This is a genomic window from Halobacteriovorax sp. RT-1-1, from assembly GCF_047085455.1.
In the GTDB taxonomy this organism is placed as follows: Bacteria; Bdellovibrionota; Bacteriovoracia; order Bacteriovoracales; family Bacteriovoracaceae; genus Halobacteriovorax_A.
Window position 1 is genome coordinate 303,686 of the sequence record NZ_JBKIXZ010000001.1, and the last position, 16,364, is coordinate 320,049.

At 35.2% G+C, this 16,364-nt stretch carries 14 protein-coding genes and 1 tRNA gene; 9 read left to right on the plus strand and 6 right to left on the minus strand.

All coding sequences use genetic code 11. The annotated features are described in order from the left end of the window. Nucleotides 1-458: 458 nt before the first annotated feature. From ACMAWV_RS01530 to lspA, 4 genes are read left to right on the plus strand one after another with little or no spacing between them, the layout of a single operon-like run. A complete protein-coding gene (locus ACMAWV_RS01530) occupies nucleotides 459-947 on the plus strand; it encodes a hypothetical protein (RefSeq protein ID WP_392994085.1) in 489 nt (162 codons plus the stop codon). Next, nucleotides 944-2,821 carry an ATP-binding protein gene (locus ACMAWV_RS01535; protein WP_103218664.1) on the plus strand — a complete coding sequence of 626 codons (1,878 nt, stop codon included), beginning with the start codon at nucleotides 944-946 and terminating at the stop codon, nucleotides 2,819-2,821. The genes ACMAWV_RS01530 and ACMAWV_RS01535 overlap by 4 nt, the downstream gene beginning before the upstream one ends. Nucleotides 2,822-2,832: 11 nt before the next feature. Then, complete coding sequence (locus ACMAWV_RS01540; RefSeq protein ID WP_103218665.1) at nucleotides 2,833-4,335, plus strand: sigma-54-dependent transcriptional regulator; 1,503 nt, start codon at nucleotides 2,833-2,835, stop codon at nucleotides 4,333-4,335. Next, nucleotides 4,332-4,832, plus strand: a complete 501-nt coding sequence (gene lspA, locus ACMAWV_RS01545; RefSeq protein ID WP_103218666.1) for a signal peptidase II — start codon at nucleotides 4,332-4,334, stop codon at nucleotides 4,830-4,832. The genes ACMAWV_RS01540 and lspA overlap by 4 nt, the downstream gene beginning before the upstream one ends. 2 nt (nucleotides 4,833-4,834) lie before the next feature. Here the strand turns inward: lspA and ACMAWV_RS01550 are convergent, their stop codons facing one another. Next, nucleotides 4,835-5,275: an indolepyruvate ferredoxin oxidoreductase subunit alpha gene (locus ACMAWV_RS01550; RefSeq protein ID WP_412470512.1), complete on the minus strand. Its 441-nt coding sequence runs from the start codon at nucleotides 5,273-5,275 to the stop codon at nucleotides 4,835-4,837. Between the two features lie 171 nt (nucleotides 5,276-5,446). Here ACMAWV_RS01550 and icmF point away from each other — a divergent pair, with 171 nt between their 5' ends. Beyond that, a complete protein-coding gene (icmF, locus tag ACMAWV_RS01555) occupies nucleotides 5,447-8,596 on the plus strand; it encodes a fused isobutyryl-CoA mutase/GTPase IcmF (RefSeq protein ID WP_412470513.1) in 3,150 nt (1,049 codons plus the stop codon). Further along, the gene (locus tag ACMAWV_RS01560) at nucleotides 8,596-9,150 is read left to right on the plus strand and encodes a cob(I)yrinic acid a,c-diamide adenosyltransferase (RefSeq protein WP_103218668.1); all 555 of its coding nucleotides are present in this window, start codon (nucleotides 8,596-8,598) and stop codon (nucleotides 9,148-9,150) included. The genes icmF and ACMAWV_RS01560 overlap by 1 nt, the downstream gene beginning before the upstream one ends. Before the next feature lie 6 nt (nucleotides 9,151-9,156). On the opposite strand, the gene ACMAWV_RS01565 is transcribed toward ACMAWV_RS01560, so the two are convergent. After that, nucleotides 9,157-9,711 carry an FHA domain-containing protein gene (locus tag ACMAWV_RS01565; RefSeq protein WP_412470514.1) on the minus strand — a complete coding sequence of 185 codons (555 nt, stop codon included), beginning with the start codon at nucleotides 9,709-9,711 and terminating at the stop codon, nucleotides 9,157-9,159. An 87-nt stretch (nucleotides 9,712-9,798) separates the two neighbouring features. Here ACMAWV_RS01565 and ACMAWV_RS01570 point away from each other — a divergent pair, with 87 nt between their 5' ends. Both ACMAWV_RS01570 and ACMAWV_RS01575 read left to right on the plus strand, forming a co-directional pair. After that, nucleotides 9,799-10,134 (plus strand): HesB/IscA family protein, encoded by a 336-nt coding sequence (locus ACMAWV_RS01570; protein ID WP_103218670.1) that lies wholly within the window; start codon nucleotides 9,799-9,801, stop codon nucleotides 10,132-10,134. Nucleotides 10,135-10,137: 3 nt separating this feature from the next. Then, the gene (locus ACMAWV_RS01575; RefSeq protein ID WP_412470515.1) at nucleotides 10,138-11,646 is read left to right on the plus strand and encodes a CDC27 family protein; all 1,509 of its coding nucleotides are present in this window, start codon (nucleotides 10,138-10,140) and stop codon (nucleotides 11,644-11,646) included. Here the strand turns inward: ACMAWV_RS01575 and ACMAWV_RS01580 are convergent, their stop codons facing one another. Continuing rightward, nucleotides 11,647-12,951: an aKG-HExxH-type peptide beta-hydroxylase gene (locus tag ACMAWV_RS01580; protein ID WP_412470516.1), complete on the minus strand. Its 1,305-nt coding sequence runs from the start codon at nucleotides 12,949-12,951 to the stop codon at nucleotides 11,647-11,649. It lies immediately after the preceding gene. 120 nt (nucleotides 12,952-13,071) lie between these two features. Next, nucleotides 13,072-13,146 (minus strand) — tRNA-Asn (locus ACMAWV_RS01585). A gap of 179 nt (nucleotides 13,147-13,325) precedes the next feature. On the opposite strand from ACMAWV_RS01585, the gene ACMAWV_RS01590 reads away from it, so the two are divergent. Continuing rightward, entirely contained in the window at nucleotides 13,326-13,844 is a 519-nt protein-coding gene (locus tag ACMAWV_RS01590; protein WP_412470517.1) for a hypothetical protein, read from the plus strand. On the opposite strand, the gene ACMAWV_RS01595 is transcribed toward ACMAWV_RS01590, so the two are convergent. Both ACMAWV_RS01595 and ACMAWV_RS01600 read right to left on the minus strand, forming a co-directional pair. Next, nucleotides 13,841-15,352, minus strand: a complete 1,512-nt coding sequence (locus ACMAWV_RS01595) for an aldehyde dehydrogenase family protein (protein WP_412470518.1) — start codon at nucleotides 15,350-15,352, stop codon at nucleotides 13,841-13,843. The genes ACMAWV_RS01590 and ACMAWV_RS01595 overlap by 4 nt on opposite strands. A gap of 8 nt (nucleotides 15,353-15,360) precedes the next feature. Then, on the minus strand, nucleotides 15,361-16,362 hold the full coding sequence (locus ACMAWV_RS01600) for an arginine N-succinyltransferase (protein ID WP_103218675.1): 1,002 nt from the start codon (nucleotides 16,360-16,362) through the stop codon (nucleotides 15,361-15,363). Nucleotides 16,363-16,364 lie beyond the last annotated feature (2 nt).

The window sequence follows — 16,364 nt, forward strand, 5'->3', positions numbered from 1 at the left end:
ATATTTAAAACGTTAATGCCTTGTGTATCACAATTACGGAATCCACAATAGGTGCGCTGCGAAATTATATATCAATCGCTTCATATATATCTGCTTTTGTCTATCTGTGATTCAGATGACTTATAGCCGTATTTTGGATTTGGGTCTATAATTAGAGAATATCTTGTAAAAAAAATAGGGACAAAATTTTGTTTAGTGTATTAATTTCATATTTATTAAGTCTTTTTATCGTCTTTATTCAGGTATTTTTCCTGGCCGGTGGATTCATTGTCTTCAGTACAAATCTCCACATTTCGAGTTCGGTAGCATTGGCGACATTAATCTATGTAATTTCGTTTACTTACATCATACCTTCCATTGTGCTGTCTAAGCTAAACCCAATAAGATTAGATAACAAAGAACATGTGGCCATTTTTAATAAAATAAATGGACTTCACTTTAGAGGCAATAAGGGAAGATTGAAGTTTTTTGAGAGTAAAAATGCTCCTTTCTTTATGATGGGAAGCTTGCTTGGTTCTGGTTATGTGATCATCAACTCAGCTATCATAAAGAATTTATCGCCATCTGAAATGGATAAGTACCTTGAGGCTGAACTTAGTTTCAATGAGACAATTAATGCAAAGATACTAACTCACATCTTAGTGGTTCTTTTATTTTGGCGTACGATTTTTAATTGGGTGTTCAAGTTGGCAAGAGCTGAAGCCGTTTTCCGTTATATGTTTGTGGTACCTCGAAGATTATTTAATCGCCTTTCAAATAGTTTTAAAGAATATCACTTTAAAAAGAATGAGAGTGTCGATATGAGAGGAGTTGCTCAGAAGGTAATTTACCTTGAGAATGCGATGATTAATGTTGTGCATTTTAATGTCGCTTCAACAACAATGTGGTCAATTCTACGTACTCCAGATGCTATGGATGAGCGATTTCATCAAAGTGAGTTACTATGAAGAACTTTTTTAAGTACTTCAGAGAATTAGATTTTACAAAATATTACCCAGCGCTTTTTACAGTCGTCTTCTTGTCTGTTTTATTTCAGTATAAGTTTCAATCTATTGAAGCAATCTTTTATGATTTAAGACTAAAGTTAGATATGACTCTAGTTCACGATGATAATATCGTTCTCATTAAGATTGATGAAGAGAGTGATGAGTTTCTTGGCGAGAGTTATCCTTATACCTATACAACTTATCTAAAGCTTTTTAGGAAAGTCTTAAAGGATAAACCAGCAATTATAAATTTCTTTGGAGATCTCTCTGCTCCATTAAATGAAAGAGAGGCAGCGTCTCTTCAATTGCTTCATGATGAAATTAAAGATTATATGAAGCAAGGTGGACTTTATCGTTATGGGACAGAATTAGATTCTTGGGGAGAGCGTCTTCCTCCACAAGAATTAAGAGACTTAGGATATTCTCCAGCAGTTGTGAATATTGATAGTAAGCTCTTTGCTAAAGATGATGTCGTTAGAAGAATGGTTCTCAATATTTCAGGTGAAGAGACTCTTGATTTTTGGACTGCTAATGAATGGCGAATAATTAATAATGAAGAACCACTTGTTTTAAATAAGCTTAAGAGTGCTTACTATATGCCAGAAGCTGATGCTAGCTTCAGCTTATTTCGTTATCCATTACGAACACTAGAGCACTTAGAAAAACTACCTGTTCACAGAGTTGTTGTTGGAAATATTCCAAGTGGCTACTTTAATGGAAAAGTTGTTTTAATTGGCCCTGCCTATATTTCGAATTTGAGACATTATGCAAAGACTCCATTTGATAAAGATCAGAAGAGAACTTCGAAATTAGAAATCCATGCCAATATGACAAAAGCATTAATGGAGAATCAATTAATTTATTCAATACCTCTTTGGGTGACTAAAATTCTTTCGATGTTAATTGGTGTCATTCTTTCAATTGTTATATCTAGAATTCAGCCAGCTAAAGGACTTCTTATTACGTTTGGGATTATTGTTGGAACAGTTCTCTTTTCATATTTAATCTTTTTACTCTTTGGACTTTGGCTTTATATTACGCATATCTTATTAACAGTGTTTGTCGTTTACTATATTTGGGTACCATTTAGGGCGATTGGTGAGTATCAACGTCGTTATAAGATTCAAGAAGAAACAAAGCTACTTAAGAGAGTTGAAAACTTAAAGCAAAACTTTATTTCGTTAATGAGTCATGACCTGAAGACACCGGTAGCCAAAATTGCAGGTGTTGCTGATAATATGCTGCAAAGAAATCGTGGTGGTGAAACCTACATGCACGATGGACTAAAAACTATTATTGATTCAACAAAAGAACTTAATAATTTTATCACTTCAATTTTAGACCTTACAAAAGTTGAGTCTCGAAATATCTCTCTTAATCTACAAAGTAAGGATGTTAATAAAATTATTGAAGATTGCGTAAATAGCTTAATGTACTTGGCGCGTTCAAAAGAGATGTCAATTGAGACAGAGCTCGGACCACTATTTCCAATTGAGATTGATGTTAGTCTCGTTAATCGTATTGTTTCTAATATTGTTGAAAACTCGATTAAATATGCTGGTGAAGGTAAGACAATTAATATAAAGACTTGGGACGATGATACTTGGGTCTATATTGAAATTTCAGACAATGGTGTTGGTATGGGTCAAGACGATGTCGATAATATATTTGAGAAGTTTTATCGGGTTAAAAATGATGCGTCCCATATTATTAAGGGGAGCGGTCTAGGTCTTTATCTGGTAAAATATTTCGTAGAACTTCATGGTGGTGAGATTTCTGTAACTTCATCACTTGGAGAAGGAACAAGTTTTCTAATTAAATTTTTGAATAAATAAATGGAGTGCATATGCATAAGGTTTTAGTTGTCGATGATGATAAAGTTTTACAAACCTCAGTAAGAGAGGCGTTGGAATTTCATCACTTTGCAGTTGATGTTGCCGACAACGGGAAAGAGGCGTTAAGTGCTGTTTATAAGACTAAGTATGATCTAGTTGTTATGGACGTGAACATGCCTGAAATGGATGGTATTGAAGCGTTAACAGAGATTAAGAAACATGATCCTTCAGTAATTGTTATTATCTTAACTGCGTATTCAAATGTTACTGATGCGGTAAAGGTCGTAAAAGAAGGCGCTTATAATTACCTTGAAAAGCCGATCAGCTCAGACAATCTTGTTTCATTGATTAAGCGTGCCCTTAAAGCAAGATCACTTGTTGAAACAGTTGGTTTCTCGGCTCCAGTTTTATCACTTGGTGATACAAAAAATAAATTTGTTGGTGAATCAGATGTTATGCAGAAGGTTTTCAATGTTATTGGAAAGCTTGCGCAAGTAAACACTCCGGTTTTAATTCGAGGTGAGTCCGGTACAGGTAAAGAGCTTGTTGCTCGTGCAATTCACTATAATGGTCCAAGAAAAGATGAAAAATTTGTAACGATTAACTTGGCAGCTATTCCTGAAAACTTAATAGAGTCAGAATTATTTGGTCACGAAAAAGGTGCGTTTACTGGTGCTAACGAAAGAAAAATCGGTAAGTTTCAATTTGCTGATGGTGGAACTCTTTTCTTAGATGAGATCGGTGATGTTTCACCAACGATGCAAGTTAAACTACTGCGCGTTCTTCAAGAAGGTACTTTCACTCCTGTCGGTTCAAATAGAGAGATTAAAGCTGATGTTCGTGTAATTGCAGCTTCACACAAACCATTTGAAAAGATGATTGAAGAAGGAACATTTAGAGAAGACTTATTCTACCGTTTAAATGTTCTTCCTGTATATCTTCCTCCGTTAAGAGAGAGAAACTCAGATATTCCTCATCTTGTTGAATACTACGTTAAGTATTTTAATAATGTTCATAATCTAGAAATTAGTGGACTTGATGAAGAAGCAATGAAGATTATGCAAGGTCATGATTGGCCAGGTAATATTCGTGAGCTTAGAAATGTTATCGAGCATGCTTTCATTATTGAAAGTGGTGATATTATCAAAGCCAGCTCTTTACCAGATAAGATAAGAAAATCAGTTACAGTTGAAAATCTTGTCGAAGAATCTCAAGCTATTATTGATTACGATGAAATTAAGGACTCTGTTCTTACAGATGCGGGACAAGATGAACAATTAATTGCAAGTGCACAAGGTTATCAATTTGTTTTTGCAACTAATGAAGTTGACGGTGAGCTAAGGCTTAATTTTTCACAAGCTAAAGATATTTTTGAAAAAGAATTTATCATCCAGGCTTTAAAAATTAATAATGGAAAGATTAATCAAACAGCATTGAAAGCAAATATTCCTAAGAAGACACTTCTTAGAAAGATTGAAAAGTACGAGATTAACCCTAAGGAATTTTATAAATGAATCGAATTTGGCAAATGACATTACTTATTGTTGGAATTCTTTTCTTGGATCAATTTTCTAAGGGAGCAATTCAATCTAGTTTTAAGCTTGGGGAAACATTAACAGTTATTCCTGGCTTCTTTAATCTTACTTATGTGAAGAATCCTGGTGTAGCTTTTGGAATGGGGAGTGAGTTTCCTGACGTAGTTAGAATGATTCTTTTTAAAATCCTGCCGGTAATTGCATGTCTTTGGTTTGTCTATTTAATCTGGGACTCAAGAAAGAAAAGTTATATGCTTTGTTTAGCTTATTCAATGATCTTCGCTGGAGCTGTTGGAAATCTTATTGATCGTATCTCATTAGATTACGTCGTCGATATGTTTGATTTCTATTATAAGGGATGGCACTTTGCTGCTTTCAACGTGGCAGATGCTTCAATATCTGTAGCAGCAGGTATATATATTGTTGATTATTTTTTAACTGAAGTTCGTGGAAATAAAAAGAGTGCTAAAGCCTAGGCTTAAGCACTCTCTTCTTCTGTATTTGTTTCTTCACTTGGTTTTACTTTTGTAATTCCAAATTCGCTGTGTAGCTCGTTAAGAGACTCTTCTGAAACATAGAGTTCTGACTTAAGAGTTTCACGTCCCCAAATAGCAAAAGCATCATTGTGCTCATACATTGTAATCGTTTCCCAAGGACAGTCTTGAGAGCAGTTTTGACAACCAATACATCTAGCCAGGTCGATTTCAACTGTTTGATTGAATTGTGGGTTATTTGGATTTGGACCAGGTACTAGTTCAATTGAGTCTACTGGACAACCTTGGATACAGATTTCACATCCTGTACATCCTGACTGGTGAACAACAGCTAGTAGCTTAGGGCCCTTCTTACCTTTTCTCGCTGGCTTAAAGCGTGCCGAGTGGTAAGGATTCTCCACTAAAAATTTAACATCTTCGCTCATTAGCAATTCCTAATACTAAGTTAATTAGCAGTATTTTAACGTATTTCAACGCATCATAAAAGGGATTTTTGCCTGATTAAAATACATTAGGTATAGTCCTTTAGCAATATTGAATGATAAAAAGCTTGGGTAAATAATTGTTTTTACCTGACGTGATTTCAGAGGTTTAGAGTGAGAAAATTAAGATTTGTCACAGCGGCCAGTTTATTTGATGGCCATGATGTATCAATAAATATTATGAGAAGGCTTCTTCAGTCAAAAGGTGTGGAAGTTATTCACCTTGGACACAACCGTTCTGCACAAGAGGTTGTTGATGCTGTTTTACACGAAGACGCAAATGCTGTTGCCTTGAGTTCTTATCAAGGTGGGCATAATGAATACTTTGCTTATGTACGTGAGCTTTTAGATGAAGCTGGGGCAACTAACGTTCGTATTTTTGGCGGCGGTGGTGGTGTAATCACTCCAAAAGAAATTAAGGCCCTGCACGAAAAAGGTATCACAAGAATCTATTCTCCTGAAGACGGGATGAAATTAGGTCTTGAGGGAATTATTGACGATATGATCGAGAGAGCTACTCACTCAACACTTGATGGCTTCACTCTTGATGCAAAAGCAAAGGATCTACCAAAGACTCAATTAGCAAAAGTAATTACTGCTATTGAAGATGGAGCCAATATTGAAATTCCTTCTTCAAATAAAAATATTCCAGTTCTTGGTATCACAGGGACAGGTGGTGCTGGTAAGTCATCTTTAATTGATGAAACACTTTTAAGATTTCACCGCTTTTATCCAGAAAAGAAAGTTGCACTTATTTCAGTTGACCCAACTAAGAAGAAAACTCAAGGTGCTCTTTTAGGTGACCGTATTAGACTTGGTTCTGCTAATTTTGAAAACTTCTATATTAGATCACTGGCAACACGTGACTCTGGTACAGAGCTTTCTCCTCAAATTAAAAAGACTGTTAACTTTTTAAAGGAACAAGATTTCGATTTAATTATCGTTGAAACTTCAGGTATTGGTCAGGCTTCTGATGAGATTACAAAGATCTCAGATAAGTGTGTATATGTAATGACTCCTGAGTATGGTGCTGCAACTCAACTTGAAAAAATTGAGATGCTTGAACAGGCTGACTTTGTAGTTCTAAACAAGTTTGAAAAGCCTCGTTCAGAAGATTCAATGAGAGATATTAGAAAGCAATATCGCCGCAATCATCAACTGTTTGCTGGTCATCCAGGTTCTCCGACGGATGAAGAGCTTCCAATTTTTGGAACAATGGCATCTAAGTTTAATGATGTTGGTGTAAATGCTTTATTTCAGGCCATTGCTCAAACATTTGACTTTGACCAAGCACCTCTAGAAGGAATCATCGCAAATCGTGCAAGTAATGATAAGACGAGAATTATTCCTGCAGAGAGATCATTATACCTAAGAGAGATCGCTAAGGCTTCTCGCGACTATAATAACGAAACTGAAATTAGAATGGAAAAACTTCGTGACATCGAAGCACTTGAGATCACAAGTAGAATTGTTCCAAGTAACGAAGTTGATGCAAAGCTTGCTGAGCTTAAAGCAGAACTTGGTGAAGATGTTGAAAAAGAGATTGAACAATTTCAATCAGTTTTAAAGCAATACCAAGACGGAACTTTCACTTATCACGTACGTGATCGAGAGTTTAAAGTTGCAACTAAATATACTTCACTTTCTGGATTAGAAATTCAAAAAGTAGGAACTCCAAGATTCTCTTCTAAAGTTGATCAGTACCGTTTCATTAGAGATGTAAATATGCCAGGCTTCTTTCCATTCGGCGCAGGGATTTTCCCATTTAAGCGTACTGATGAAGATCCAAAGAGAATGTTTGCAGGAGAAGGTGGCCCAGCGAGAACGAATAAGCGTTTTCACTACCTTTCAAAAGATGACAAAGCGAAACGTCTTTCAACTGCTTTTGACTCTGTAACTCTTTACGGAGAAGATCCAGATCTTCGTCCAGATATCTTTGGTAAAATTGGTGAAGCCGGAGTTTCGATTGCGACAGTTGAAGATATGGAATTACTATTTGATGGCTTTGATCTATCTGATCCATATACATCTGTATCAATGACAATTAATGGCCCTGCACCAATTATGTTAGCTTTCTACTTAAACACTGCTTTAAGACAAAAGTTAAAAGGTGAGGATTATTACGATAATGAAAAACGCCTAGCAATTCTTCAACAAATTAGAGGTACTGTACAAGCAGATATCCTAAAAGAAGATCAGGCACAGAACACATGTATCTTCTCTCTTGAGTTTGCACTTAAGATGATGGGAGATGTTCAAGAGTATTTCTGTCAGCAGAAAATTAAAAATTACTATACGGTTTCAATTTCGGGATACCATATTGCAGAAGCTGGCGCGAACCCTATTACTCAAGTTGCTTTCACTCTTGCTAATGGTTTCACTTTTGTTGAGTACTACTTAGCTCGTGGATTAAATATTGATGAGTTCTCTCAAAACTTATCTTTCTTCTTCTCTAATGGTCTTGATCCTGAATACTCAGTGATCGGACGTGTTGCTAGAAAGATTTGGGCGATCACAATGCGCGATAAATATGGTGCAAATGACAAGTCTCAAAAATTTAAATATCACATTCAAACTTCAGGGCGTTCTTTACACGCTCAAGAAATTGATTTCAATGATATTAGAACGACTCTACAAGCTTACCTTGCACTTTCTGATAATTGTAACTCTCTTCATACAAATGCTTATGATGAAGCGATTACGACTCCAACTGAAGAGTCTGTAAGACGTGCAATGGCAATTCAGATGATTATTAACCGCGAGTTTGGTTTAAATAAATCTGACAACCCTATGCAGGGAGCTTACGTAATTGAAGAGTTAGCCGATCTTGTTGAAGAAGCTATCTTAGCAGAATTTGAAAGAATTTCTGATAAGGGTGGTGTTCTTGGTGCAATGGAAAGTATGTATCAAAGATCAAAAATTCAAGAAGAGTCTCTATACTATGAGACACTAAAAGATACTGGTGAACTTCCAATCATTGGTGTTAATACTTATATTGCAGACAATATTGATGAGCAGTTAAACCAAGAAATTGAACTTTCACGTTGTAGCGACGAAGAAAAGAAAGGTCAGATTTCACGTTTAAATGATTTCAAATCTAGAAATGCTGATAAATCTGATGAAGCACTAAATAAACTAAGAGCAGTTGCTTTATCTGGTGGAAATATTTTTGCTGAACTTATTGAAACAGTTAATTATTGTTCTCTTGGACAAATCACTAATCTTCTTTATGAAATTGGTGGGAAGTACAGAAGGAATATGTAATGAAGAAGTCGAAGATCTACACTCGTACAGGTGATAAAGGTGAGACTAGTCTTGTTGGTGGCCAACGAGTATCTAAAGCAAGTGCTCGTATAAATCTTTATGGAAATCTTGATGAGCTTAATAGCTATGTAGGTCTATCGCTCTGTTACATCGATGTTTCGAGAGTAAAAAATACTTTTAAATCAATTCAAGAAAATCTTTTTGTTCTAGGTTCTAACTTCGCAACGCTTAGAGAGGACCGAGATAATTTTAAATTACCGAAATTAAGTATTGAAGACATCCTTCATTTAGAAGGAGAAATCGATTATTTTGATTCTGTAGTAGATCCTTTAAAATATTTCATACTTCCTGGTGGAAGCGTTGCTGCCTCTAACGTTCATATTTGTCGCACAAAAACACGCCAAGTTGAAAGAGAAGCCGTGGAGCTTGGGGATGTAGATCCAATTGATTTAGAGTATTTAAATCGACTATCGGATTATTTCTTTATCGTTGCTAGATTTTTAAATAAGCATGAAAATATTCAAGATATTCCTTGGGTACCAAAAAAAGATTAAGAAGGCTTACTTGAAGAATTTTAAAATCTTAGTCATGACAGTTTTGTCTTCTGGCTCAGGTTTTTTCTTTTTTGCGGCTTTCTTTCTAACTTTTTGAATAGGCTGTTTCTTATTAATTTCGGCTCTTAACTTCTGTTTTTCAAGTGATAATTGGTTTAGGGCCAAAAATCCGGTTTGATCAGATAGCACAGTAGATGTTTGAGTACTATTATGAGAGATCTCATTAGCGTCTACTGGCTTTGTTAAAAATTTATACTCAATATCAGTTAAGTCGTTTAGATCAATACAGATTATGCAATTTCCAATACGTACCGTTTCATAAATATAGAGACGCTGCTCATCTATTAATTTTTTATTGTTAATATAGGTACCGTTTGTCGATCCTAGATCCTTAACAATTATTTCCTTATTATGATAAGTAATTTCTAGATGTTTTGATGAAATTTTAGAGTCATCGATTGAAATATCAACAGACGACTTAGAGCGTCCAAAGCTTAATTTAGGTTTAATAAGAACCTTTGCTTTATTTTCACCGCTCTTAATAATCAATGAGATAGACATTGTTTCTTGCTCCTATATAAAGTATATCATCAATGTGATATAATTCAGTTATTGGTCATTATTACCTACGTAATATTAGAGGTTTATATGAACGAGTTATTAAATGTGACGCCAAAAGCAGTTGCACAAATAAAAAATATTTTCGAAAGTGAGGATCGATCGACTCAAGACTTCGGCTTACGCCTTGGAGTTATTGGTGGAGGTTGTTCAGGTCTTTCTTATAATATTGATTTTGATGCTCCTAAAGAGTCAGACAATATTATTGAACTAGATGGTGTAAGGATTCTCGTGGATCCAAAGTCATCGATCTACTTAAGTGGTATTACTTTAGATTTTAAAGACGGCCTTAATGGTAAAGGTTTTGTTTTTGAAAACCCAAATGCAAAGAATACTTGTGGTTGTGGTGAAAGCTTTAGTGTTTAGTTAATGACCGCTCAAGTTTTAAGTAATTTCTTTTTTTATGATAATCAATTTTCATTTGAAGATCATAAGGTCTATGCATTTATTGGTAACGAGACGAAGGACTATCTTCAGCGTCAGTTAACTGTTGACTTAAATGAAGTTGTAAATAGGGCATCTCTGGCCTGTCGCTTAGATCGTACAGGTCGAGTGTATTCTTTTTTCTACTTAATTAATAATGCAGATAGATACTACCTAGTTGTTAATAATGATCTTGCTCAGGCCACGATAGAAGAGCTTGAGAAGTTCATCATTATGGAAGACATCGAAATTAAAGAATTAAACAAAGTCGCAACTATTTCAACACATAAGAAAGACGACTTTGTCCCAGTAACTATATTTGATGGACAGGCTTATATTGGTTTAACTGATAAGGCAGTTGAATCAACTATTTCTAAAGAATTATTAGATAAGCTTATTACATTATCAGCTTGGCCTATTTTTAACTTAAATATTACTCAAAAGGATCTCGTGAATGAAACGAGATTGAATGAGTACGCTGTAAGCTATAAGAAAGGTTGTTTTTTAGGACAGGAAACTGCTGCTAAAATAGAATCTCGTCGTGGAGCTGCTCGCTTTCCTGTTTTAGTTGAATCAAGAATCAAACTTGAGGGTGATGAGTTAAGTGCAGAAGGAAAAAAGTTAAAAATTCTTAGTTCATATGAAGAGCAAGGTATGTTCTTTTATAGTGTTAAAGCACCTCGTGATTTCTTAATCAATGATCTTGATATCGATTCTAACATGAAGATCAAAACATATCCGATAGAGAATTTATCTACGGATGGTTTAAGTGAAGTGTTTTTTAATAAGGCGGTAAGTCTATACCATAAGAAAGAAGTCGAAAAAGCTATCGAATTACTTGATATGGTAATAAGCTTCAATCCTCATTATGCTGATGCCTATGAATCAAAGGGCGTTATTTTAGGTAATAGTGGTGATCATCAGAAGGCCATTGATGTAATGGATCAACTCCTAAAAGTTGATGAAAATTCTGTTATGGCCCACACAAACAAGTCTCTCTATCTGATGAAGTTAGGTAAGATTGAAGAAGCTGAAGAAGAGAAGTCTCTTGCGACAGTTGCTTCATTCAAGCGATTTGGTGATGAGGCTAAATTTAAAAAAGAACAAGAAGAGCGTGAGCGTGCGGAAAAAGAAGACAGAGCTCGACGTTTTGATATGTTTAATAAAGTTTTGGCCATTGACGAAAATGATGTCGTTGCCAACTATGGCCTAGCCGATATTCATTTTAGTAATGATAAGTTTGATAAGGCCATGGGGCATATTGAGATTGTCTTAAATGAAAATCCTAAGTACTCAGTTGCGTATCTTCTTAAATCAAAGATTTTATTTAAACAAAAAAAATATGATGATTGTTTAAGTGTTATTGAGAAGGGGATGCCAATAGCAACTTCTCAAGGTGAGTTAATGCCCGCAAATGAGATGCAGGCACTAAAATCAAAAATTTCAAAATTATAATTAATAATATTCATTTCGTGCTGTTAGAAGTTCATTTTTAAGTTCTTCTACAGCACTAGAATTTAAGCTCTTCTCTAGAGAAAATATATGATCCCTGTGAGAATTAACCATTGATTTGAATTGTAAATATACTTCATATCCTTCAGGAGAGATGATCTCTTCTCTGTAGGCTTTCTCTAGATCTAGTTCACAGAATTGAAGCATATAGTATTCTTCAATAGCACGTTCTTGAATCTTGCTAAACTCAGCATTAGAGAAATCATGTTCTTCAAGTCGTGAAAGTGATGAGAATAGTTCAAGGGCCCAATAAAACGTCATATAAGCGTGATAAATGCCCCTAATCGGCCTTAGGGCGCGTCTCCATGGACTGTAGTATATTTTTTCTTCAAGCTCTTCTAAAAGCTCCTCTTGATTAAGATAGCTGTTTAAAACGTGGTGACCATTTTCATGAAGTAGATCATCCATTAAGTCCATATCATCGCGATCATATGTGTTAATTGACGAGTATCCAGGAAGAGTTTGCATTGAGTAGCTAACTATTCCTTTTTCTCGAATTGGAATAATGTTTTGTGTAAACTCTTTGAATACTTCAAAAAGCTCTGGTGTGTATTTTTGAAGGCGACGATAAGCTTTTTCAATTTTTATCGTCATCTCCTGAGCTGTTTCTTCTAATTCGGAATAGAAAATTATATTTAAATCATCTATTTTAGAAATAATTGCTGGCTTCTTTTGTGATGAGCTATTCAGCTTTGCCAAAACCTTATCTTCTAAATTATCAAAAATAATTCTTTGACCATTTTGATAAGCTGATAAATTATCATCACCGAGTTCAGGTACATTCAAATAAGTTAATTCGCTGTCAATATTCTCATCAATGTGAATCTTGAAGAAAGCAATAATATTCTCTTCTAAAATTGTTACTAGTTTTTTGGACTCAGCTAACAGGTCTTTTGAATCATTTAATGAATTTAAAAAAACTTTGGCCAAGTTACTGTCATGCCAGAAGTTAAAAATTGCATCTTCAGATTCACTCATTTCGAATTCACCACCAACTTCAAATTCGCTATGATAAGAAATGATCTCAATAAGTGCCTCTATTAGATTGAACCAATAGAAATTAAGGTTGGAGTAGTCATTAAGCTTATCCGAAAAGATGGCCTCTTTATAAAAGCTTTGAAACCTTTGTGAGAGAAGCTCATTTTCATCTTCGTTCGCAGAAGCATCTTCACGATATAGTGCTAAACCTTCTAGGTATGATTCTTTAAAGGCATTGTTGTTTTCAATGAAATGATTAAAAGTGTTCATAAGAAATCCGTAAGTAAAAATTCATTACAGATATAACACTATATCAAGATAAGATAAATTCTTATGATGTTAATTCGTTTAATATGAATATTTGGGGGATTTAAAGCGGATACAAAAGAATGGCTGGGATGGCGAGATTCGAACTCGCGACCAATAGATTAACAGTCTACTGCGCTACCGCTGCGCCACATCCCAGCAATCTTAAGTAGTTAATTTTATAAACTCGTTTTTTCAAATTGTAAATATTTTCTTTTATGGGAAAAATATTTAGTTTTTAGTAAGTACTTGAATTTATTGAATCTCAATTAAAATTACTAAATTTTTTTTTTCAAAAACCGACAAGCATACTCAGATATTGAGGTAAAATAACGACTATGATGACTCAAAATAACCTTATTCGTAATTTATTAAGAGTGTTAACACCAGAGGAGGTCTCTGATTTAACGACTCTTGGTGATGCGTCTGCAAAAGATGCACTTACGGATTTATTACTAGGTCATAATCGCGGTGATAAAATTTCTTATTCACCACATGGCCTTGCTAAGGTTATTCCCTTTCCTGAGCGCTTTGAAGCTTCTGATACCCATTCAATTCAAGCTGATGAAGAGATTGTTACTGGTCCTCGTGTTGATCAGTTTATTAATCAATTTGTGACTAAGGTTAAATTTGAAGCAGGAAAAGTGCATCCTGGTGCTAAGCCTGTTGAAACGAGTACTTTTATTCTTGATCAGAAAGAGAAATTTAAGGCCGTATATACGAGATTAAAGAGTCGTGAAGTTTTAGATTTATATGCAAAGAATTCGGTAGTCGATCTTGAGCAAGAAAGAAAGAACCGAAGAGACCTGTCAAAGAATTCTTCGACAGGCGTCCTCGTTAATAAGAAACATTATTAATCAGCTAGGCCTTTAATATTCCCGCTTGCACTTGGAGAATCAATCTCGAGTGTAGCAAGTTGGTATACACAGTGATCAACAGTAGCAACTGCTGCTGGACGATAGTTCCCAGAGTTTTTTACACCACCAAATGGAAGTTTAGAGTGTGCTCCAACTGTTGCGCGATTAAGGTTTACTAAACCAGCATCAATATTATTAACAGCGTGTTTAAAACGTGCATGATCTTTCGTGAATACTGAAGCGGCCAGTCCATACTCTGTTGAGTTTGCAATATTAATCGCTTCATCAAAATCACTATAACCAACAAATGTAACGTTAGGACCAAAGATCTCATTTGCAAGGAAGTGACTCTTTGGAATTAACTTATCAGCATAGTGTATTGACGGAGAAACATAGTAACCTGGAGTTTCTCTCTCTAATTGCTTTCCACGCATTACTTCTTGTAAGCCTTCTCTTTTTGCCATGCCCATAAATAGTAGATACTGATCTAGTGAAGCTTGATCGATTAGAGGGCCCATAAATGGTTCAATCTTGTGGTCAATTGGGTGGTCGACAATAATTCTCTTTGCTAGATCATGAAAGCGAGAGATGAATTCATCTTTGATTGAATCATGAATTGCAACTAGTCCAGTTGAAGTACAACGCTGTCCAGCTGTTAAGTATGATCCTGTAAGTAGCTCTTCAATAGCATAATCAAGGTCAGCTGTTTCATCGATAATAGATGTATTTTTTCCACCTAGCTCAAGTGACACTAATTTAGAAAGATCAGTATGAGTTGTTTCAAGAATCTTTTGACCAACTTCTTTTGAACCAGTAAAGAAGATACCCTTAATTCTTTTATCCTTGATAATTCTTCTGGCTACTTCTCCGTCACCTTGTACAAGGTTTACGACACCCATTGGAAACTTCGCTTCAGCAAGACACTCAAACATTAATTGTGCTGAGTAGCATGTCTTCTCACTTGGCTTAAAAATAATTGAGTTACCAGAGATTAAGTTTGCTGTAATTTGTCCGTTTGCTAAGTGACATGGAAAGTTAAAAGGACCGATGATGAAGCTTGGTCCAACTGGCTTGAAGTAAATATGTGCATTTGTACCAGGTGCAATTCCTTCCATATTTTTAGTTTCGATTCTAGGAAGAGATGCTGATATCGTAACATCTACTTTTGCAATTAGAGCAGCAGCTTCAGTTCTTGCTTCCCAGAGTGGCTTACCTACTTCAAGTGCAATTGCTGTCGCAATTTGTTCTTGTTTCGTTTTAAGAACTTCCTGATATCTTCTTAGAGCTTCAATTCTTTCTTCAATTGAAGTATTTCTCCAAGTTTGAAATCCTTTGTGAGCAGAATCGATAAGCTCATCAATATGTGCATAATTTACGTTTAAGCTCCAAAGTGTTTTCGTTGTATCACTTGGACATTCACGTGAAATAGTTCTGTCATTTCTCAAATTTGCCGAGTCATCAAACTTAACAAATTCGTTATTATAAAAAGATCCTTTTAGTTGAAACATTTCTTCTCCTAGATCGCCATTATTGTTTTAACTGCACCATCATCTAATCCAAATGAAGATGGTTCTTCTACAGTTAGTATATCATTATTTAAACTACCTTTTAGACAAACAACTTCAAATTCTTCATTGTCCAAAAGGACTAAGTAAAATTTAGGTGAACTTGTTTTACCTTTCTTGATTTGCGCTTGTTGAATTGTCTTTACTGGTTTGATGTCATCGAGTTGACAACGATAGTGAGGGCCACCATCGAATGGATCAACTTCATGAGTGTATTTAAATCCTATTGATTCAAGCATTCTTTTAACAGGTTCAGTGTCTGCACCAACTTTACCTACAGCATCTCTTGCTTCAATAGGTAAGAGTGTTTCGTAGATTGTTCCAGAAGGAAATAGGCTTAGAATAAACTCTTTGTTCTTTCTACTAAGAACATCAGCGTCATGATACTCCATGTTTAGAAAGCGTCTTCCAATCGCTTCCCAAAGAGGTGACTTCCCGTCAGCGTCAAACGGTGGCATTAGTTCCGAATGTATTGTTTCTTTAAATCGATCTCTATTAAGACCCATATAAAGAAAGCGACAGAAAGAAAGAACTTTACCTAGTTTAAAAGGATTTCCACGATAAGTTGGATCTAGGATTAAGCCTCCAATTTCAGTCGGCCCATCTGTATCATATCCAAGCTTTAAGGTACCGTGAATAAAGCCAGTATTGATTGATTCTGAAAACTTATTTTCTTGTCCCACTTTTAAGTAGAAGTGTGGCTCTTCTTCATCACCGTGTCTTGCGTGAATCATAGAACATCCAATTACACGTTGTGATTCAAGATCTTCCAGAACAAAAATATAATGATCTTTAGAAAGATTATCGCTTTTTTGTTTGAAAGATCTTAGTGAACTATCAATTTTTGAACTGATAATTTCTTTGTCTGGGGGAAGGTTAATAAATGTATAGAGACCTGAAAGGTCATACAAGTCTTCTAAGTCATCTGCTCTTACGGGTCTAATCTTAAACATCT